This is a genomic window from Erwinia aphidicola, from assembly GCF_024169515.1.
Taxonomy (GTDB): Bacteria; Pseudomonadota; Gammaproteobacteria; order Enterobacterales; family Enterobacteriaceae; genus Erwinia; species Erwinia aphidicola.
The window spans coordinates 1,038,470-1,057,637 of record NZ_JAMKCQ010000001.1; the positions used below are offsets into that span (position 1 = coordinate 1,038,470).

Consider the following 19,168-nt stretch of genomic DNA (forward strand, 5'->3'; position numbering starts at 1 on the left):
CCCACTCAGGCTCCCAGCCACTTCTGCCAGCTGGCATTGACCTGGGCCTTTTCCGCGCTGAATGCGCTCTCCTCTACGTGCCCCGGCAGCTCCTGCAAAGCGAGATGGTGCAGCGCATCGCGCAGCGAAACGTAGGCCTGGGTCAGCGCTTGCGCCTCGGCCTGCGCCATCTTGTCGCCATTTGCCAACAGTTCGAGGATGCGCACGTTATCGGACCAGCGCGTCAGCGTCGGATCCTGGGCGGCGTAGCGTAAGACCAGGTATTGCGTAATGAATTCAATATCGGTGATACCGCCCTCATCCGCTTTCAGATCCCAGCGCCCTTTATGCTTGTGCCCAAGGTGCGCGCGCATCTTCTCGCGCATTTCCCGCACTTCGGTTTTCAGCGCGTCAGGCTCGCGCGGCAGCGAAAGAATGCCACGGCGGATCTGGTCAAAGCGCTGACTCAGCGCCCCGTCACCAAACACAATGCGCGCCCGCACCAGTGCCTGATGCTCCCAGGTCCAGGCTTCATTGCGTTGGTAATCATCGAAGGCATCGAAGGTACTGACCAGCATCCCCGCCGCACCGGACGGGCGCAGGCGCGCATCGACTTCATACAAAATGCCGGAGGAGGTGCGGGTGCTGAACAGATGCATCACGCGCTGCGCCAGGCGCAGGTAAAACTGGCGCCCGTCGATGCTGCGCTCACCCAGCGTCACGGCATCCACCGGGCAGTCGTGCAGGAATACCAGATCGAGATCGGAACTGTAGCCCAGCTCCCAGCCGCCCAGCTTGCCATAGCCGACCACGGCAAAGCCCCGCTCGCTGTCGCTGGTCAGGTGCGACGGGCGACCGTAGCGCTGCACCATCATATTCCATGCCTGCTGTACCACCGCTTCGATCATCGCTTCGGCCAGCCAGGTCAGATGGTCGCTGACCTTCATGACCGGCAGGGTTTTGGCGATATCGGCGGCGGCAATGCGCAGATGCTGCGCCTGTTTAAACTGGCGTAGCGCCTCCAGCTGCTGCTCTTCGTCCTCTTCCGGGATGCGCAGCAGATACTGGCGCAGCTCGTCGCGGTAGGCATCGGTGGCGGTCGGCTGGTACAGCGTGGCCGGGTCGAGCAGCTCATCAAGCAGCAGCGGGTGGCGCGCCAGCTGGCTGGCAACCATCGGTGAGGCGGCGCACAGGCGGATCAGATGTTTCAGCGCGCCGTCGAATTCGGTCAGCAGTTCGAGATAGGTCGAGCGGGTGACCACGCCTAGCAGCAGCGGGGTCAGGCGGCTGAGCGTAACCGGGGCATCATCGCGCGGCACCACTTCACTCAGCAGGCGCGGCATCAGCTGATCCAGCGCCTGGCGGCCGCGTGGACCAATGGTGCGTTTATCCACATCCAGGCGGAATTCGGTGATGGTGCGCCACAGCAGCTGGCGGGCGGCGCTGTCGAGATGCGGCACCAGCGGTGCCAGCTCGGCTTCTTCCAGCTGATCCTGCCACAGCACGCCGTATTCACCCGCGTCGCGACTGTCGCCGCTCTCTGAGCTATCGTCGCCGATCAGATCGTTAAAGATGGTGCGCACCTGCGCCATATGGATATCAAGCTGGTCATGCAATGCCTGCCAGTCGCTGAAATCCATCGCCCAGGCAAGGCGGGCGCGGTCCAACTCAGCCACCGGCAGCGTCTGCGTCTGTTCGTCGTTGATGCTCTGCAACAGATTCTCCAGGCGACGCAGGAACAGATAGGCATCGCGCAGCTGGCTAACCTGCCCTTGCGGCAGCAGATGCAGCTCGCCAATCGCGTGCAGCGTCGGCAATAAGGAGCGCATTTGCAGCGATCGTTCGCGACCGCCGCGTATCAGCTGGAAGACCTGCACGATAAATTCGGTTTCGCGGATACCGCCAGCGCCCAGCTTAATGTTATCGGTCAGCCCGCGCCGCCGTACTTCACGCGCGATCATGCTTTTCATATTGCGCAGCGACTGGATCACGCTGAAATCAATGTAGCGGCGAAAGACAAACGGGCGCAGCGTCTGGCGCAGCTCTTCGCTCCAGCGGTCGTCGCTGTCGCCCATCAGGCGCGCTTTCACCATCGCGTAGCGTTCCCAGTCGCGCCCCTGCTCCTGGTAATAATCTTCCAGCGCGGCAAAGCTCAGCACCAGCGGGCCGCTGTCGCCAAACGGGCGCAGGCGCATATCCACACGGTAAACAAAGCCATCCACGGTGGGCTGATCCAGCACCTTAATCAGGCGCTGCCCAAGGCGGGTGAAGAACTGCGCATTATCCAGCTCGCGGCGGCCCCCCTGGGTGGTGCCGTTTTCCGGCCAGGTGAAGATCAGGTCAATATCAGAGGAGAAATTAAGCTCGCCACCGCCCAGCTTGCCCATACCGAGGATCAGCAGCGGCTGCGGCTCCCCGGCGGCATTCACCGGCGTGCCGAAATCGCGGCAGCAGGCGTGCCACAGCCAGTCGCGCGCAGCGACTATCAGCGTCTCCGCCAGCTCGCTCAGCTGGCGCAGGCTCTGCTCTGTACTGCTGGTCGCCAGCGTCTGCATCCAGGCGATACGCGTCAGCATATGGCGGCGGAACAGGCGCAGCTCGCGCATCAGCGCATTTTCATCCTGCGCCGCGGCCAGCTGCGCCTGTAACCACTGCGGATAGTGTTGCCATTCATCCGGCTGCGGCTGCTGCTGCTGGATCTGCTGCCACCAGTCGGGGCATTTTGCCAGGTTATCGCTGATAAAATCGCTAAATGCCAGAACCGCCTTTTGCTGTTCACTGGCCCCGCTGAAAATGGGATCGAGCAGTGCGATCTGCCCGGTCAGTAACGATGGCAACATAATCACTCCCTTATAAAAAGCCGCACGCCAAAGGTTTTACACGCTGCCGTTCTTCCAGAACGCCGCCTGTTTCAGCGCCTGCTGGCGATGACTGTCCAGCCACACTTCCTGCTGGCTGACAATCGCCTGCTGCAGCTGCTGCCAGCTTTGCAGCCAGCTGTTGACCACATCAGGTTGATAGGCACCGGCCAGCAGATGAACGGCCAGCAGCTGACGATGCAGGCGCGTCAGTTTGTCCTGATACTCGCCCGAATGGTTGACGTGAGCGAAGGTCTCTTTCAGGTCGGCGGCAATGCGCCCGAGCATGATATCGCTGAAGCGTTTAAATGAGCCCTGCAGCTTGGCATCCGCCTTTTGATCGACAAACGCACGCCAGCCTTCGGTGACAATCCAGTTAGTAAGCGCTAACTGGGTCTCCAGCCAGACCGGACTGAAACAGAGCTTTTCAGCGCTGACATTCTCTTCCAGCAGCGCCTCTTCCAGCATGGTTAGTTTTTGGCGCAGATCGCTGCTGGCCTTGCGCGGAACCAGCGCGCCGTACAGAGAGAACACCTGACGCAGCGTCTCCAGCGCATCCTTGATCTGCGGCAGTGCGCCGCTGACGCCGCGCAGCCACAGCTCTTCGTGATACTGCCACTGGCTGAGAGCCAGCAGGAACCCGCTGCGCATCCCCTCTTCTACCGTTGCTTTCGGCTTGACCTTCAGCAGCGGAACCGGGCGCAGCGGGCGCGGTGGATTGCCCTGCGCCAGCGCATAGCCGCGTGCGGCTTTGCTCAGGCTGCCGAGGCGCAGGCCCTCCAGCGTGGCCAGCTCGGCGGCGAAGGCCAGCAGATCGTCACGCTGGCCACTTTTCAGCTCCAGCTCGATTTCTCTCAGCGGCTCGCTTAACGCACCGGCACTGACTTCCCCGCAGTCGTAAGCCACTTCAATCTCGCTTTGCAGGTAAGTAACCACCCACTTTTCGCGCACGAAATGGGTACTGAACAGCGCGTTGAGACGCTGTTGCAGCGCGGCCACGTCGGTGCCTGCAGGCCAGACGTCGGCAGGCAGCAGGGCGATATCGAGCTCAGGCTGGCCGAGGGCCACATTGTATTCCGGCCGCTGATGCAGCCCGCCCACCGTCTGCCCGGCGGTTTTTAGCGTCATCTCGTAGCTGTCGCCAAAGCCGCGGATGCGCAGGCCCATATCCCAGCGGCGCAGCTGGCTGTCGTCGGTTTCAAAGTAGATGTTGGTGAGCTTCTGCCCCGCGCTGTGCTGGTGAGGCCAGTTCGCCAGTTTATCGGCAATTTTTGATGCAGCTTCTGCCGCGGCGATGAACTTTAATTCGATTTCGATGGTCATATTGTCTTATTTACGTCGTTAACGGCACGGTAAACGGTTAAGGTAACTGATTATGCCTGCTTTATGACAGGTAGCTTAACCCGAAGAGTAATGCACAAGCGACAGGGCTGTCTCTGCTTTATTACGCTTTCGCGTGCCCGCTCTCACGCTCTTTGAGACCAGGATAGTTCTCATTCAGCTTTCTGCGAGGCCGCTCCAGACTGTGCCTTTACTTTTTTCCAGCACTTACGAATAAGAGTTCGAATGAATAAAACTCACCTTATTGGACTGACTTTACTCACTTTTAGCGTTGCAACATCGGTTCATGCTGAAGAAAAACGCTACATTTCCGACGAGCTTTCCACCTGGGTCCGCAGCGGTCCTGGCAATGATTATCGCCTGATCGGCACCCTGAACGCCGGCGAAGAAGTCACCCTGCTGCAGTCAAACGACAATAGCAAATATGGGCAAATCCGCGACAGCCAGGGGCGCACCACCTGGATCCCGCTGGCACAGCTGAGCGAGCAGCCAAGCCTGCGTTCGCGCGTGCCGCAGCTGGAGCAGCAGGTCAAAGACCTGACGGCCAAACTGGCCAATATCGACGGTAGCTGGAACGAACGCACCGCCGAGATGCAGAAAAAAGTCGCCGGCAGCGATGGGGCGATCAACAGCCTGAAAGAAGAGAATCAGCAGCTGAAAAACCAGCTGGTGGTGGCGAAAAAGAAAGTGGATGCCGCCAACGTACAGCTTGACGATAAACAGCGCACCATCATTATGCAGTGGTTTATGTACGGCGGCGGCGTAGCCGGTGTCGGCCTGCTGCTTGGCCTGCTGTTGCCGCATATGATCCCGCGCAGGAAGAAAAGCGACCGCTGGATGAATTAATCCAAACGATGACAAATCAGGGTATCTGCGGATGCCCTTTTTGTCGTGCCTGCGATTTATCATTTGTGCAACATGGATGTTATAGTGTTCCGATTAATGATCGGTTAATTCCGATTATCCGCTTTGTGGAGACCCGCAGTGAAAACATACCTTGTCGGCGGCGCCGTGCGCGATGGACTGCTGAATTTGCCGCTGAAAGACAAAGACTGGGTGGTGGTGGGAGCCTCTCCCCAGCAGATGCTGGATGCTGGCTACGAGCAGGTTGGCCGCGATTTCCCGGTATTTCTGCACCCTTCCAGCCACGAAGAGTATGCGCTGGCGCGCACCGAGCGTAAGTCCGGCAGCGGTTATACCGGCTTCGTCTGCTATGCCGCGCCCGACGTCACGCTGGAACAGGATCTGGCCCGACGCGATCTGACCATCAACGCCATTGCCCAGGACGCTGACGGCAACTTTTACGACCCTTATCGCGGGCGTGAAGACCTTAAGCTGCGCCTGCTGCGCCATGTTTCGGCCGCATTCAACGAAGATCCGCTGCGCGTACTGCGCGTGGCGCGCTTTGCGGCACGTTTTGCCCACCTCAATTTCCGCGTCGCTGACGAAACCATGGCGCTGATGCGCGCCATGGCGGCAAGCGGCGAGCTGGCGCATCTGACGGCGGAACGCGTATGGAAAGAGACGGAGAGCGCCCTGCTCACCCGCAACCCGCAGGTCTATTTCCAGGTACTGCGCGACTGCGGTGCGCTGGCGGTGCTGTTCCCCGAGCTGGATAATCTGTATGGCGTGCCGGCCCCGGCCAAATGGCACCCGGAGATTGACACCGGGGTGCATGCGCTGATGACGCTGGCGATGGCCGCCCAGCTCAGCCCGGAGCTGGATATTCGCTTCGCCACGCTGTTTCACGACGTCGGCAAGGGCCTGACGCCGCCGGAGAAGTGGCCCAGCCACCACGGGCACGGCCCGGCTGGCGTGCCGCTGGTTGCCGCGCTGTGCGAGCGCCTGCGCGTGCCGAATGCCGTGCGCGACCTTGCCCTGCTGGTTACCGAATTTCACGATCTGGTGCACACCGTACAGAATCAGTCAGCCGCTACGCTGATTGCCCTGTTTGACCGCGTGGATGCCTGGCGTAAGCCGCAGCGCGTTGAGCAGATTGCTATCACCAGCGAAGCCGATGCGCGTGGGCGCACCGGTTTTGAAAGCAATCCTTATCCGCAGGGCGACTACCTGCGCACCGCCTGGCGGGTGGCACAAAGCGTGTCGACCAAAGAGGTGGTTGAGGCCGGATTCAAGGGCAGCGAAGTCAGAAAAGAGCTAACGCGGCGGCGAGTGGCCGCGCTGGAAGAGTGGAAGTCGTCATAACATCGTAACGGGCCAACCGAAACAAACGACCCCAGGGCCGATCGAAACAAAAGATCGGCCCCTACGGGTAGTTTTACAGAACGAACACCGCGTAAACCGCTGCCGCGATAATAAAGCGGTAGATAGCAAACGGGATAAACGAGATACGTTTGATGATGTGCAGGAAGGTCTTGATCGCGATCAGCGCGACAATAAAGGCGGTGACAAAACCGACGGCGAACATCGGGAAGTCGGCCAGGGTCAGGAAGCCCATGCTCTTATAGAGATCCAGCGCGGTAGCGCCCATCATCATCGGCACGGCCAGCAGGAAAGAGAACTCAGAAGCCGCATAGCGGCTCACGCCCATCAGCATCCCGCCGGAAATGGTCGCACCGGAACGTGAGAAGCCCGGCCACAGCGCCAGACACTGGAAACAGCCAATCACGAATGCCTGGCGATAGGTAATATCATCCACGCCCACCGCTTTTGGCTGCTTCGGCTTCAGCAGCTCCGCCGCGATCAGCAGCACGCCACCGACCACCAGCGCATACATCACGTTAATCGGGTTAAACAGCGTTTTGATCTGGTCGTGCAGCAGCAGACCAATGACTACCGCCGGCACCATACCCAACAGAATATGAATCAGCGTTAATTTGCCGGTACCGGTACCTTCATGCGGCTCTTTGCCGAAGTGAATACCGATCAGGCCAAACAGACGGCGCCAGAACATCACCACCACGGCCAGAATTGAACCAAGCTGGATAACCACTTCGAAAGTCTCTGCTTTATCGCCTTCAAAACCTAACAGATGACCGACAATGATCATGTGCCCGGTGGAGGAAACAGGAAGGAACTCCGTCAACCCTTCAACAATGCCGAGTATTGCTGCCACCCATAGCTGATGAATATCTGCCATCAAATTCTACCTCTAACCAAGTTAAAACCATTAAAAAGGCGGTCGCTTTGCGCTACCGCCAAATTGTGCCCGGACTGAATTAGGGCAACCTTAAGACAGACCATAATGTGGTTTGGTTTCATTGTCATGGCAATGAGATTGCGTTTATTTCGGATTAGTCCCGCGTTCGATGATCACCCCGACCTCACGCGCCTGAGCGACGGCTCCCGGTTTGCTGACCTTAATCCGCACCCACGGCGAGGCGAATCGAGCCAGCAACAGCGTGGCAATCTCCTCCGCAACGCGCTCAACCAGCGCGAATTTGCCGTTGGCAACGTGATCGATAATCGCCTGTGAGACGTCGGCATAGCTCAGGCAGTCATTGACGTCATCGCTGGCCGCGGCTTTGCGGTTGTCCCACGCCATTTCGACATCGAACACCAGCTTCTGCTGAATCGTCTGTTCCCAGTCGTAAACGCCAATGGTAGTGATGACGGACAGGTGATCTATAAATACAATATCCATGATACGGCTCTCTGTTTTTACGGTTGCCGGATATCATCCCCGGCGGTTTATGCGTATTATCCACGGATGCAGACTTTAAGACGACCCCAACAAGACGGAATAGAGTTATGAGTGTATTCGCGCTTGGTATGATCATTTTCGCGTATCTGTGTGGCTCCATCTCCAGCGCGATTCTGGTTTGCCGGCTGTTTGGATTACCGGACCCTCGCCACCACGGTTCGCGCAACCCCGGCACCACTAACGTATTGCGCATCGGCGGTAAAGGTGCGGCAGCCATGGTGCTGGTGTTTGATGTGCTTAAAGGCATGCTGCCGGTCTGGCTGGCGTATCACTTCGGCGTCACCCCGCTCTACCTCGGTCTGACCGCCATTGCGGCCTGTCTTGGCCATATCTACCCGGTATTCTTTAAGTTCAAAGGCGGTAAAGGCGTCGCCACTGCCTTTGGTGCTATCGCGCCTATCGGCTGGGATTTAACGGGATTGATGACCGGGACCTGGCTGCTGACGGTGCTGCTAAGCGGCTACTCTTCGCTGGGGGCGATTATCAGCGCGCTGATCGCGCCGTTCTACGTCTGGTGGTTTAAACCGCAGTTTACCTTCCCGGTCGCCATGCTCTCCTGCCTGATCCTGCTGCGTCATCACGACAATATTCAGCGCCTGTGGCGCGGGCAGGAAACCAAGATCTGGAAGAAGAAGAGAAAGGATCCGTAAAGATACGGGCGAGGCATGCTTCACCCCTGCCTAATCACGGTGAATTCGCATCGGTAAGTGGGTTACTTAACCCCGACAAAAACGCGCTGAATGTGCTGATGGGCCAGGCATGCCTGACCCACAACAGGCGAGCAGTTAAATAGCAGGTAACTCTGCCAACGGCCAGCGCGGGCGCACCGTGACGCTCAGCTCCGCATGCGCACCACCTTTCATCCGCACCATCCCTGCATAGGCGATCATCGCGCCGTTATCGGTACAAAATTCCGGGCGCGCATAAAACACTTCGCCGCCCCGCTTCTGCATCATCTCTGCCAGCTTACTGCGCAGCGTGCGGTTAGCGCTGACGCCCCCGGCAATCACCAGGCGCTTAAAACCACTCTGGTCGAGTGCACGGCGGCATTTAATTGCCAGCGTATCGACGACGGCATCTTCAAAAGCGCGCGCGATGTCAGCGCGAGTCTGTTCGCTGCTGTCATTATCGCGAATGGTATTTGCCGCGAAGGTTTTCAGGCCGGAGAAGCTGAAATCCAGCCCCGGGCGATCGGTCATCGGGCGCGGGAAGACAAAGCGCTTTTCCACCCCCTGCTGCGCCATTTTCGACAGCATCGGGCCGCCGGGATAGTCCAGCCCCAGCAGCTTGGCGGTTTTATCAAAGGCTTCGCCTGCCGCATCATCTATGGATTCGCCCAGCAGGGTGTATTCACCGATGCCCGTGACGCTGATCAGCTGCGTATGGCCGCCGGAAACCAGCAGCGCGACAAACGGAAACTCGGGCGGGTTATCTTCCAGCATCGGAGCCAGCAGGTGCCCTTCCATATGGTGCACGGCAATCGCCGGGACATCCCAGGCAAACGCCAGCGAGCGACCAATGGTGGCGCCAACCAGCAGCGCACCGACCAGGCCCGGGCCGGCAGTGTAGGCCACCGCATCGATATCCTGCGCCTGCAGCCCGGCTTCTTTCAGCGCGGCCTGGATCAGCGGCACCGTTTTACGCACGTGATCGCGCGAAGCCAGTTCGGGGACCACACCACCGTAGTCGGCGTGGAGCTTTACCTGGCTATAAAGTTGATTAGCGAGCAAACCGGCCGCATCGTCATAAATGGCAATACCGGTTTCATCGCAGGATGTTTCAATTCCGAGAACACGCATGGCTTTTTCACCTCATTCTTGCGGCGCGCAGTGTAGCATGACGGCGCTTTGCCGGGCGGCAATTTTAGCGACTCAACGGTTATGCCTTGACCAATAAGGCGTTTTTTTTCCCACCAGGGACGCTGGTTTCGTGTATAATCAGCCCCCTGAAAAAAACCGGCAGCCGCACAGGCGCATCTGTTGGTTACATTAAGCTATGGTGCTTTACAACGCAGCCTGTGTTGGAGTAAAATTCCGCACCATTTTGAAATGAGCTGGCACCGATGTCAGCAGCAAAACCGAATTTATCGAGGTGAGAGTTACATGCCGGTAATTAAAGTACGTGAAAACGAGCCATTCGACGTAGCACTGCGTCGCTTCAAGCGTTCTTGTGAGAAAGCAGGCGTTCTGGCTGAAGTTCGTCGTCGTGAGTTTTATGAAAAACCTACTACCGAACGTAAGCGCGCTAAAGCGTCTGCAGTAAAACGCCACGCGAAGAAACTGGCTCGCGAAAACGCACGCCGCACTCGTCTGTACTAGTAGCCTGAGGGTTCGCCCTCTCGTTATACAGACCAGTTAGTAGTTATCAGGCCGTGCTTCCGAAAGGAATGCGCGGCTTGTTGTCGTTTATGAGCTGATCAACCGGGGCTTATGGCAGGAAGAATTCCACGCGTATTTATCAATGACTTACTCGCACGCACGGACATCGTGGATCTTATTGATGCCCGGGTGAAGCTGAAAAAGCAGGGTAAAAACTATCACGCGTGCTGCCCTTTCCATAATGAGAAAACCCCCTCCTTCACGGTAAACGGCGAGAAACAGTTTTATCACTGTTTCGGCTGCGGTGCACACGGCAACGCCGTCGACTTCCTGATGAATTACGATCGTCTGGAATTTGTCGAAAGCATCGAAGAACTGGCGACCCTGTATGGTCTGGAAGTGCCGTATGAAAGCGGTAACGGTCCCAGCCAGCTTGAGCGTCACCAGCGTCAAAGTCTTTATCAGTTAATGACCGGTCTGCGCGATTTCTATCAGCAGGCGCTGGCTCAAAGCCAGTCGGCAGGCGCGCGTGAATATCTGGCGCAGCGCGGGCTAAGCGAAGAGGTCATTAAACATTTTTCTATCGGTTTCGCCCCTGCGGGCTGGGACAACGCGCTTAAACGCTTTGGCCGTAATCCTGATGACCGCCAGTCGCTGATCGACGCCGGTATGCTGGTCACCAACGATCAGGGCCGCAGCTACGATCGCTTCCGTGAGCGCGTGATGTTTCCTATCCACGATAAGCGTGGGCGGGTGATTGGCTTTGGTGGCCGGGTACTCGGCGACGGGATGCCGAAATATCTCAACTCGCCGGAAACCGATATTTTCCATAAAGGCCGCCAGCTATACGGCCTGTATGAAGCACAAAAAAATTATCCTGAACCGCCTAAGCTGTTGGTGGTTGAAGGGTACATGGACGTGGTGGCGCTGGCGCAGTTTGGCGTGGATTACGCCGTGGCCTCGCTGGGGACCTCCACCACAGCTGAACATATTCAGCTGCTGTTCCGCGCCACCAACACCGTGATTTGCTGTTACGACGGTGACCGTGCAGGCCGCGAGGCAGCCTGGCGTGCGCTGGAAACCGCATTACCTTACATGAATGACGGTCGTCAGCTACGCTTTATGTTCCTGCCTGACGGCGAAGACCCGGATACGCTGGTGCGTAAAGAGGGTAAAGAGGCGTTTGAAGCGCGGATGGAGCAGGCAATGCCGCTCTCCGGGTTTCTGTTCGATACGCTGATGCCGCAGGTCGATTTGCGCTCGCCGGATGGCCGCGCGCAGCTCAGCACCCTGGCCCTGCCGCTGATTAGCCAGGTGCCGGGCGAGACGCTGCGCATCTACCTGCGTCAGGAGCTGGGCAACAAGCTGGGGATCCTTGACGATAGCCAGTTGGAGAAGCTGCTGCCGAAGCAAGCGGAAAATGCGAAACCGCCCGCGCAGCCCCAGCTAAAACGCACAACCATGCGTATACTTATTGGGCTGCTGATCCAGAACCCGCAGCTGGCGATGATGGTGCCCTCGCTTGATGGGCTGGAGCAGTCGGATTTACCCGGTTTTCCGCTGTTCGTTGAGTTAGTGAGCACTTGCGTTGCTCAACCTGGCCTGACGACCGGACAGCTACTAGAGTTATACCGCGGCACAAAATTTAGCCAGAGCCTTGAAACCCTGGCAACATGGAACCACATGATAGTAGATGACGAAGTGGACACCATGTTTAAGGATGCGCTGGGCAGTATGTACGATGACGCACTGGAGCGTCGGCTGGAAGAGCTGATTGCCCGTGACCGCACGCACGTACTGAGCGCAGAAGAGCGCCGCGAGTTCTGGACGCTAAGCCAGGCTCTGAAGAAACAGTAATCGCAGCAGGCTTAACCAGGCGCTGCGGGCTGACCGGAAAAGAGGGTCAGCCCCTACATCACAGAAGATTTTAGGGTTCGCCCCAAAGTCACACAGAATTTAGAGGCGTTATCGGCGCAGTCAGTTTGCACACCGCCTGCGCGCAGCACCCGGAGCGTACTGAAGTACGTGAGGAGTGCGAGCACAGCCGGGGTTCAAAATGGCAAGTGAGATAGCCTCGACAAAGATATCAGCGGCTTAAGTGCCGAATTCGAGTCAGGCAGCCCCTGACAGCCGCCATGACGGGCAGCGGCAATAATCTAAACGCCCTCACTGTTATTGTTGGCATCTTAGCCGACCCGACACCAATCTAATTTAACAGAAGTGTGGATACCGTCTTATGGAGCAAAACCCGCAGTCACAGCTGAAGCTACTTGTCACCCGTGGTAAGGAGCAAGGCTATCTGACCTATGCCGAGGTCAATGACCATCTGCCGGAAGATATCGTCGACTCCGATCAGATTGAAGACATCATCCAGATGATTAACGACATGGGCATCCAGGTAGTGGAAGAAGCGCCTGATGCCGATGATCTGATGCTGAATGAAAACAACAACGATACGGACGAAGATGCTGCTGAAGCGGCTGCTCAGGTGCTATCCAGCGTAGAGTCCGAAATCGGGCGTACTACCGACCCGGTGCGCATGTACATGCGTGAAATGGGTACCGTTGAACTGTTGACTCGCGAAGGCGAAATCGACATCGCGAAGCGCATCGAAGACGGTATCAACCAGGTACAGTGCTCGGTTGCTGAATATCCTGAAGCCATTACCTACCTGCTTGAGCAGTACGATCGCGTTGAAGCGGGCGAAGCGCGCCTGTCAGACCTGATCACCGGTTTTGTTGATCCCAACGCGCAGGAAGATATCGCACCGACGGCGACCCATGTCGGTTCCGAGCTGTCTGAAGCTGAGCGTGACGACAACGAAGAAGAAGACGAAGAAGATGACGACAGCTCGGACGATGACAACAGCATCGACCCGGAGCTGGCGCGTGAAAAATTCAACGATCTGCGCGTACAGTACGAGAAAACCCGTACCGTTATCAAAGCGAAAAGCCGCAGCCACGCTGATGCCATCGCTGAGATCCAGAATCTTTCCGACGTCTTTAAGCAGTTCCGCCTGGTGCCGAAGCAGTTCGACTTCCTGGTAAACAGCATGCGCGTGATGATGGACCGCGTACGTACTCAGGAACGCCTGATTATGAAGCTGTGCGTTGAACTGTGCAAAATGCCGAAGAAGAACTTCATTACTCTGTTCACCGGCAATGAAACCAGCGAAACCTGGTTCAAAGCGGCACTGGCAATGAACAAGCCGTGGTCTGAAAAGCTGAACGACGTGTCAGAAGATGTGCATCGTGGCCTGCAGAAACTGCAGCAGATTGAGCAAGAAACCGGCCTGACCATTGAGCAGGTGAAGGATATCAACCGCCGCATGTCTATCGGTGAAGCGAAAGCGCGCCGTGCGAAGAAAGAGATGGTTGAAGCAAACTTACGTCTGGTTATCTCTATCGCTAAGAAATACACCAACCGCGGTCTGCAGTTCCTTGATCTGATTCAGGAAGGCAACATCGGCCTGATGAAAGCGGTGGATAAGTTTGAATACCGCCGTGGTTATAAGTTCTCGACGTATGCTACCTGGTGGATCCGTCAGGCGATCACCCGTTCTATCGCCGACCAGGCGCGTACCATCCGTATTCCGGTGCATATGATTGAGACGATCAACAAGCTCAACCGTATTTCGCGCCAGATGCTGCAGGAGATGGGCCGCGAGCCAACGCCGGAAGAGCTGGCTGAGCGCATGCTGATGCCGGAAGATAAAATCCGCAAGGTGCTGAAAATTGCCAAAGAGCCGATCTCGATGGAGACGCCAATTGGTGATGATGAAGATTCACATCTGGGTGATTTTATCGAAGACACCACGCTGGAGCTGCCGCTGGACTCTGCCACCTCTGAGAGCCTGCGTTCTGCTACCCACGACGTGCTGGCTGGCCTGACTGCGCGTGAAGCGAAAGTGCTGCGTATGCGTTTCGGTATCGATATGAACACCGACCACACGCTGGAAGAAGTTGGCAAGCAGTTTGACGTGACGCGTGAGCGTATCCGTCAGATTGAAGCGAAGGCGCTGCGTAAACTGCGCCATCCAAGCCGCTCTGAAGTGCTGCGCAGCTTCCTCGACGATTAACCGACGGTCTGCGTCACAAGATGGCTCCTCACTGAGGGGCCATTTTTTTGCCGACACTTTGGGCCGGATAGCTTAACGTCCCTGCTCACGCAATGCCTGATCGAGTGCCGCATAGGCCGCCGTCATCTCCTGCTGCGAGGCACGATTCAGGCCGCTGGGATTCGGCAGTACCCAGATTTCGGTGCCAGCAATCGTCAGAGGCTGCCTGCCCCACTCCACCTTGCTGCGGCGAAATGCCTGCTGATAAGCCTGCTTGCCGAGCACCGCCAGCGCCGCGGGCTGATAGCGCTCAATCTTATCCACCAGCGCCTGGCCGCCCTCACGCAGCTCGCTGCCCGCCAGTTCACTGGCCAGCACCGTTGGCCGTTCCACCAGCATGGTAATACCGCAACCGGTCTCCAGCAGCTGCTGTTCCTGCTCGGGCTTGAGCTGGCTGCGGGTAAAGCCCGCCTGGAAAATGGTTTTCCAGAAGCGGTTACCCGGATGCGCAAAATGAAAACCCGTGTGGGCGGAGGATTTTCCTGGGTTAATGCCGCAGAACAGCACTCTCAGTCGGGGCTGGATAATATCGCTGATGCCGTGTGCTTCCATGAATCACTCTCTCCCTGCTAGCGGGCTGCCACGCGTGCGGCAGCCATCGTGATTTAAATCGCGGCAATGACTGCTGCGCTGATCTCTTCGGTGCTCAGCCCGTGATTTATTTTCTGCTGCGCGGTGACGGTTTCAACGGCGTGCAGGATCGCACGTGCTGCCTGTTGCTCGCCCAGATGTTCCAGCATCATCGCCGCAGACCAGATAGCGGCAATCGGGTTAGCGATGCCCTGCCCGGCAATATCCGGCGCGGAGCCGTGCACCGGTTCAAACATCGAAGGCACAGCGGGGTCGGGATTGAGGTTGGCAGAAGCCGCATAGCCCAGCCCGCCCTGAATGGCCGCGCCGAGATCGGTGAGGATGTCGCCAAACAGGTTGGAGGCGACGATCACGTCGAGCGTTTCCGGGTTCATCACCATTCGTGCTGCAATCGCATCAATATGATAGCGGTTAACCGTGACATCAGGATAGTCGCGCGCCACCTCCTCGGTGACTTCATCCCACATCACCATGGTGTATTTCTGCGCGTTGGATTTGGTGACGGAGGCCAGCCGCTTGCTGCGCTTTTGCGCCATCTCAAAGCCAAAGCGCAGAATGCGCTCAACGCCGCGACGGGTGAAAATTGACGTTTCTACCGCCACTTCCGCCGGGGTTCCCTGGTGAATACGCCCACCCGCGCCGCTGTACTCGCCTTCAGTGTTTTCACGAATGCAGAGGATATCAAACTCGCTTTTGCGCAGCGGGCCTTCCACTCCCGCCAGCAGGCGGTGCGGCCGTACGTTGGCAAACAGGTCAAACTGCTTGCGGATGGGCAACAGCAGGCCGTGCAGCGAGACGTTATCCGGCACTTTTTCCGGCCAGCCAACCGCACCCAGCAGCACCGCATCAAATTTCTTCAGCGTATCGATACCGTCTTTCGGCATCATCTCACCGTGCTCAAGATAGTATTCGCACGACCACGGGAACCACTCGCCGCCAAGGGCGAAATCAAATTTGGCCGCGCTGTGGACCAGCACATGCCAGGCAGCGTTAATCACATCCACGCCGATTCCGTCCCCGGGGATCACCGCCACTTGATAGCTTTTCATGATGCTCCTTAGATGATTAATATAACCAGCAAGATAACATCTTCGCCCAGGTGACGCGTTTGTGCTGCTTTTTTTGGGGTATCTGGCGGCAGAAGCTGCCGAACAGGCACGCTGTACGCATCAGCCATCGCGGGCCGTGCAAGGCCCGCGTTCAGATTAGCGGAACACGCTGACTGCCTCTACCAGACGGCTGGCCTGGTTTTTCATACGCTGCGCCGCCTGCGCGCCTTCGCTGACCAGCGCGCTGTTATCGTGCGTCAGGCGGTCGAGCGCTTCTACCGCCTGCCCGACCTCGCCCAGCCCGGCGCTCTGCTCGGCCGTTGCCACGCTGATCTGCTGCAGCAGTTCGGTGACGTTCTGCACCTTATCGACAATATCGCCGATCGCCTTGCCCGCTTCATGCACCTGCCCGGCACCGGACTCCACCTTGAGATTACTGGCGGCAATCAGTTGGCGGATCTCACTGGCTGCACCGGCGCTGCGCTGCGCCAGGCTGCGCACTTCTCCGGCGACCACGGCGAAGCCTTTGCCCTGTTCGCCGGCACGCGCGGCTTCCACCGCCGCATTCAGCGCCAGGATATTGGTCTGGAAAGCGATGCTGTCGATCAGGCCGGTAATGGTGGCAATCTGGCGCGAGCTGGCGGCGATCTCATCCATCGTCACCACCACGTTCTGCATCACCTCACCGCCCTTCACCGCCGCGTTGCTGGCGGTATGCGAGAACTGATTGGCCTGCTCGGTACTCTCGCCGTTGCGCTGCACCGTGCTGGTCATTTGGTTCATGGTGCTGGCCGTCTGCTGCACGCTGGCTGCGGTCTGTTCGGTATGGCTGTTGATCTTGTCGTTACCGCGCGCCAGCTCGTCGCTGGCGCGATGCACGTCGAGTACCTGATCGCTGACGTCTTTAATCAGCCAGCGGAACATCAGGCCCAGCTGCCCCACCGCCCGCAGCGTCATACCGATCTCATCAACCCGGTTGAGGTGCTCAACCTGCGGATTAGCGCCGCTGGCCACGTCCAGCGCCTGGCGACAGACGGCAGCCATCGGGCGGGCAATCTGGCTTTGCAGCCAGGCATCCACTCCCAGCGCGATCAGCACCGAAAAGGCGCTAAAACCGGCCAGCGCCGCGCCCTGCAGCCCGGCGACTGCCGCCGCCGCCACCAGCGGTAGCCACAGCGCCAGCACCGCGCTATGAATGCGCCAGCGCAGTGACAGCGTTTTCAACAGGGAGAGCGGGCGCAGCCAGCCCGTGCGCAGCAGCAGGCCGCGATGCAAACGCCAGCCCTTGAGCCGCCCCTGATTCATCTTCTGATACAGCTGCTCGGCGCCACGCACCTCTTCGGCGCCGGGCTTAACCCGCACCGACATATGGCCGAGTATTTCGCCATGGCGGATCACCGGCACCACGTTGGCGCGCACCCAGTAATGGTCGCCATTTTTACGGCGGTTTTTCACCAGCCCGGTCCACGGCAGCCCCTGTTTCAGGGTGCTCCACATATCGGCAAAGGCGGCTTTTGGCATATCGGGGTGGCGTACCAGATTATGAGGCTGACCGTCGATTTCACTGCGATCGTAGCCGCTCACCGCAATAAACGCGCTGTTAGCGTAGGTGATGTAGCTGTCGGCATCGGTGGTGGTCATCAGAGTGGTATCGTCGTCGAGCAGATGCTCCTGCTGGGTTACGTGCTGATGGGTTTGCATATAACGACCTTGTTATGATGGTTTGGATCCTGCAGCAACTTGCCTGCTCTATGCTAAACCATCGGCAGAAAGTGGCGAAAACTTTAACCATTCTCACCAGATTTATGCGCAAACGCCTCACGCAGCCAGTGAATAAAAGCGCTGACGGCACGCGGCACCTGAGCCGACCACGGGCGCACCACGTACAGCGTCTCGGCAAAGGCGCCCACCGCCTGCCACTGCGGCAGCAGCTGCACTAACGAGCCATCCTTTAGCGCCGCTTGCGCGCTGAAGTCCGGCAGCAGCGCAATGCCCAGCCCTTCCAGCGCCGCATCGCGAATCGATTCACTGTTGTTGGTGGCAAACGGCCCGCTGACGTTCACGGCTGTCTGTTCGCCCCCGGCCAGCGGCTGAAAACGCCAGCGCGGCGCCTCCACGCCGCGCGGATAGTAGAGGCAGAGGTGTTCACTCAGGGCATGCGGGCTGGCGGGATGACCGAAACGTGCCAGATAGGCCGGAGAAGCCACCACCACGGCGCGCGTCGGGCACAGCGGCAGCGCGACGTGGGTTTCCGGTAAGGTGGTGCTGTGACGAATAGCCAGGTCAAATCCTTCGCTGGCCAGCGACACCAGGCGGTCAGAAACTTCCAGCTGCACGCGCACCTGCGGATGCTCGCGCAGGAAAGCGGTGATATGCGGCACCAGCTGCTGGCGGGCAAACGCCACCGGTGCAGTCACGCGCACCATCCCGCGCAGCGGTCCGGCAGAGTCGCGCACGCTGAAAAAACTTTGGGCAATCTGTGCAAAGGGCGCGCGCAGGTCATCCACCAGCTTTTCCCCGGCGCTGGTCAGGCGCAGGCTGCGCGTGGTGCGCGTCACCAGCGGTACTCCTGCCAGCTGCTCCAGCTCCTTGATCTTCTGCGACATCGCCGCCTTACTGACCTCCAGCCGGTCTGCGGCGGCGGTAAAACTGCCCTGCTCGGCCAGCACCGTCAGCCAGTGCAGATGCGTCCACAGCGCATCCGTCTTAAGCTCTTTCATTTTCATTGTTCACTATAGTAAATAATCATTTCAAGCATAGCGCTTTTTCCCGCCGCGCATCAGGGTTAAATTGCCCCCGTTGACAGGCGATACTGCCTGCATCACTAAACAATGACCAAGTCGGGGTATCTATGCCGTTACTGCAATTCGATGTCATTCAGGGCCGTTCAGAGTCCGAGCTAAAAACCCTGCTGGATGCGGCCCACCGTGCAGTCCTGACGGCGTTTAACGTGCCAGCGCGCGACCGCTATCAGATTGTTCACGAGAATAAAGGCTACCAGATGGTGTTCGAGGATACCGGCCTGGATCTGCCGCGTACCGATAATCTGGTGATGGTGAGGGTGTTTACCAGCCCGCGCAGCAGCGAGCAGAAGCAGCTCTTTATGGCCGAACTGTGCCGCGAACTGGAAGAGAGCTGTGGGATCCTGCCAACTGATGTGATGATGACCTTTATCACCAACGATAAAGGCGACTGGAGCTTCGGCAATGGCGTGGCGCAGTATCTGACCGGCGAGCTGTAAGCAGTAGCAG

The 19,168-nt window shown here is 58.3% G+C and carries 16 protein-coding genes; 7 read left to right on the forward strand and 9 right to left on the reverse strand.

Annotated elements, in window-relative coordinates; translation table 11 throughout:
* Positions 1 to 5: 5 nt before the first annotated feature.
* A complete protein-coding gene (gene glnE / locus J2Y91_RS04765) occupies positions 6 to 2,819 on the reverse strand; it encodes a bifunctional [glutamate--ammonia ligase]-adenylyl-L-tyrosine phosphorylase/[glutamate--ammonia-ligase] adenylyltransferase (protein ID WP_253537427.1) in 2,814 nt (937 codons plus the stop codon).
* A gap of 36 nt (positions 2,820 to 2,855) precedes the next feature.
* Entirely contained in the window at positions 2,856 to 4,160 is a 1,305-nt protein-coding gene (locus tag J2Y91_RS04770; RefSeq protein WP_133622699.1) for a CYTH domain-containing protein, read from the reverse strand.
* A 243-nt stretch (positions 4,161 to 4,403) separates the two neighbouring features.
* Between J2Y91_RS04770 and J2Y91_RS04775 the strand changes: the two genes are divergently transcribed.
* Together J2Y91_RS04775 and J2Y91_RS04780 are read left to right on the forward strand one after the other, a co-directional pair.
* Positions 4,404 to 5,024: a TIGR04211 family SH3 domain-containing protein gene (locus J2Y91_RS04775; RefSeq protein ID WP_048914572.1), complete on the forward strand. Its 621-nt coding sequence runs from the start codon at positions 4,404 to 4,406 to the stop codon at positions 5,022 to 5,024.
* A 138-nt stretch (positions 5,025 to 5,162) separates the two neighbouring features.
* The gene (locus J2Y91_RS04780) at positions 5,163 to 6,383 is read left to right on the forward strand and encodes a multifunctional CCA addition/repair protein (RefSeq protein ID WP_253537431.1); all 1,221 of its coding nucleotides are present in this window, start codon (positions 5,163 to 5,165) and stop codon (positions 6,381 to 6,383) included.
* Positions 6,384 to 6,456: 73 nt separating this feature from the next.
* Here J2Y91_RS04780 and bacA read toward each other — a convergent pair whose 3' ends face one another.
* Positions 6,457 to 7,278 (reverse strand): undecaprenyl-diphosphate phosphatase, encoded by an 822-nt coding sequence (gene bacA, locus J2Y91_RS04785; protein WP_253537435.1) that lies wholly within the window; start codon positions 7,276 to 7,278, stop codon positions 6,457 to 6,459.
* Between the two features lie 144 nt (positions 7,279 to 7,422).
* On the reverse strand, positions 7,423 to 7,782 hold the full coding sequence (gene folB, locus J2Y91_RS04790; RefSeq protein ID WP_048914569.1) for a bifunctional dihydroneopterin aldolase/7,8-dihydroneopterin epimerase: 360 nt from the start codon (positions 7,780 to 7,782) through the stop codon (positions 7,423 to 7,425).
* Positions 7,783 to 7,889: 107 nt separating this feature from the next.
* Between folB and plsY the strand changes: the two genes are divergently transcribed.
* Positions 7,890 to 8,492, forward strand: coding sequence for a glycerol-3-phosphate 1-O-acyltransferase PlsY (plsY, locus tag J2Y91_RS04795; protein WP_048914568.1), 603 nt, complete (start codon positions 7,890 to 7,892; stop codon positions 8,490 to 8,492).
* A 135-nt stretch (positions 8,493 to 8,627) separates the two neighbouring features.
* On the opposite strand, the gene tsaD is transcribed toward plsY, so the two are convergent.
* Entirely contained in the window at positions 8,628 to 9,641 is a 1,014-nt protein-coding gene (gene tsaD, locus J2Y91_RS04800) for a tRNA (adenosine(37)-N6)-threonylcarbamoyltransferase complex transferase subunit TsaD (protein ID WP_187497846.1), read from the reverse strand.
* Between the two features lie 303 nt (positions 9,642 to 9,944).
* On the opposite strand from tsaD, the gene rpsU reads away from it, so the two are divergent.
* The 3 genes from rpsU to rpoD all read left to right on the forward strand — a co-directional run bounded on the left by rpsU (position 9,945) and on the right by rpoD (position 14,238).
* Positions 9,945 to 10,160 (forward strand): 30S ribosomal protein S21, encoded by a 216-nt coding sequence (rpsU, locus tag J2Y91_RS04805; RefSeq protein ID WP_001144069.1) that lies wholly within the window; start codon positions 9,945 to 9,947, stop codon positions 10,158 to 10,160.
* A gap of 111 nt (positions 10,161 to 10,271) precedes the next feature.
* Positions 10,272 to 12,017, forward strand: coding sequence for a DNA primase (gene dnaG / locus J2Y91_RS04810; RefSeq protein WP_133622696.1), 1,746 nt, complete (start codon positions 10,272 to 10,274; stop codon positions 12,015 to 12,017).
* A gap of 379 nt (positions 12,018 to 12,396) precedes the next feature.
* A complete protein-coding gene (gene rpoD / locus J2Y91_RS04815; RefSeq protein ID WP_048914565.1) occupies positions 12,397 to 14,238 on the forward strand; it encodes an RNA polymerase sigma factor RpoD in 1,842 nt (613 codons plus the stop codon).
* Between the two features lie 72 nt (positions 14,239 to 14,310).
* Here the strand turns inward: rpoD and mug are convergent, their stop codons facing one another.
* The 4 genes from mug to J2Y91_RS04835 all read right to left on the reverse strand — a co-directional run bounded on the left by mug (position 14,311) and on the right by J2Y91_RS04835 (position 18,637).
* Positions 14,311 to 14,829: a G/U mismatch-specific DNA glycosylase gene (gene mug / locus J2Y91_RS04820; RefSeq protein WP_253537438.1), complete on the reverse strand. Its 519-nt coding sequence runs from the start codon at positions 14,827 to 14,829 to the stop codon at positions 14,311 to 14,313.
* Positions 14,830 to 14,882: 53 nt separating this feature from the next.
* Positions 14,883 to 15,917: a tartrate dehydrogenase gene (locus J2Y91_RS04825; RefSeq protein ID WP_253537441.1), complete on the reverse strand. Its 1,035-nt coding sequence runs from the start codon at positions 15,915 to 15,917 to the stop codon at positions 14,883 to 14,885.
* A 156-nt stretch (positions 15,918 to 16,073) separates the two neighbouring features.
* A complete protein-coding gene (locus J2Y91_RS04830) occupies positions 16,074 to 17,618 on the reverse strand; it encodes a methyl-accepting chemotaxis protein (RefSeq protein ID WP_253537444.1) in 1,545 nt (514 codons plus the stop codon).
* An 83-nt stretch (positions 17,619 to 17,701) separates the two neighbouring features.
* Complete coding sequence (locus tag J2Y91_RS04835; protein ID WP_253537447.1) at positions 17,702 to 18,637, reverse strand: LysR family transcriptional regulator; 936 nt, start codon at positions 18,635 to 18,637, stop codon at positions 17,702 to 17,704.
* A gap of 131 nt (positions 18,638 to 18,768) precedes the next feature.
* On the opposite strand from J2Y91_RS04835, the gene J2Y91_RS04840 reads away from it, so the two are divergent.
* Complete coding sequence (locus tag J2Y91_RS04840) at positions 18,769 to 19,158, forward strand: tautomerase family protein (RefSeq protein ID WP_048914560.1); 390 nt, start codon at positions 18,769 to 18,771, stop codon at positions 19,156 to 19,158.
* The last annotated feature ends 10 nt before the right edge of the window (positions 19,159 to 19,168 follow it).

Excerpts from the sequence above, each read along its gene's own strand:
- J2Y91_RS04830 (WP_253537444.1), bottom strand. The coding sequence starts at position 17,618 with ATGCAAACCCATCAGCACGTAACCCAGCAGGAGCATCTGCTCGACGAC.
- bacA (WP_253537435.1), bottom strand. The coding sequence starts at position 7,278 with ATGGCAGATATTCATCAGCTATGGGTGGCAGCAATACTCGGCATTGTT.
- folB (WP_048914569.1), bottom strand. The coding sequence starts at position 7,782 with ATGGATATTGTATTTATAGATCACCTGTCCGTCATCACTACCATTGGC.
- mug (WP_253537438.1), bottom strand. The coding sequence starts at position 14,829 with ATGGAAGCACACGGCATCAGCGATATTATCCAGCCCCGACTGAGAGTG.
- J2Y91_RS04775 (WP_048914572.1), top strand. The coding sequence starts at position 4,404 with ATGAATAAAACTCACCTTATTGGACTGACTTTACTCACTTTTAGCGTT.
- tsaD (WP_187497846.1), bottom strand. The coding sequence starts at position 9,641 with ATGCGTGTTCTCGGAATTGAAACATCCTGCGATGAAACCGGTATTGCC.
- J2Y91_RS04840 (WP_048914560.1), top strand. The coding sequence starts at position 18,769 with ATGCCGTTACTGCAATTCGATGTCATTCAGGGCCGTTCAGAGTCCGAG.
- dnaG (WP_133622696.1), top strand. The coding sequence starts at position 10,272 with ATGGCAGGAAGAATTCCACGCGTATTTATCAATGACTTACTCGCACGC.
- J2Y91_RS04770 (WP_133622699.1), bottom strand. The coding sequence starts at position 4,160 with ATGACCATCGAAATCGAATTAAAGTTCATCGCCGCGGCAGAAGCTGCA.
- J2Y91_RS04835 (WP_253537447.1), bottom strand. The coding sequence starts at position 18,637 with ATGAAAGAGCTTAAGACGGATGCGCTGTGGACGCATCTGCACTGGCTG.
- glnE (WP_253537427.1), bottom strand. The coding sequence starts at position 2,819 with ATGTTGCCATCGTTACTGACCGGGCAGATCGCACTGCTCGATCCCATT.
- J2Y91_RS04825 (WP_253537441.1), bottom strand. The coding sequence starts at position 15,917 with ATGAAAAGCTATCAAGTGGCGGTGATCCCCGGGGACGGAATCGGCGTG.
- rpsU (WP_001144069.1), top strand. The coding sequence starts at position 9,945 with ATGCCGGTAATTAAAGTACGTGAAAACGAGCCATTCGACGTAGCACTG.
- rpoD (WP_048914565.1), top strand. The coding sequence starts at position 12,397 with ATGGAGCAAAACCCGCAGTCACAGCTGAAGCTACTTGTCACCCGTGGT.
- plsY (WP_048914568.1), top strand. The coding sequence starts at position 7,890 with ATGAGTGTATTCGCGCTTGGTATGATCATTTTCGCGTATCTGTGTGGC.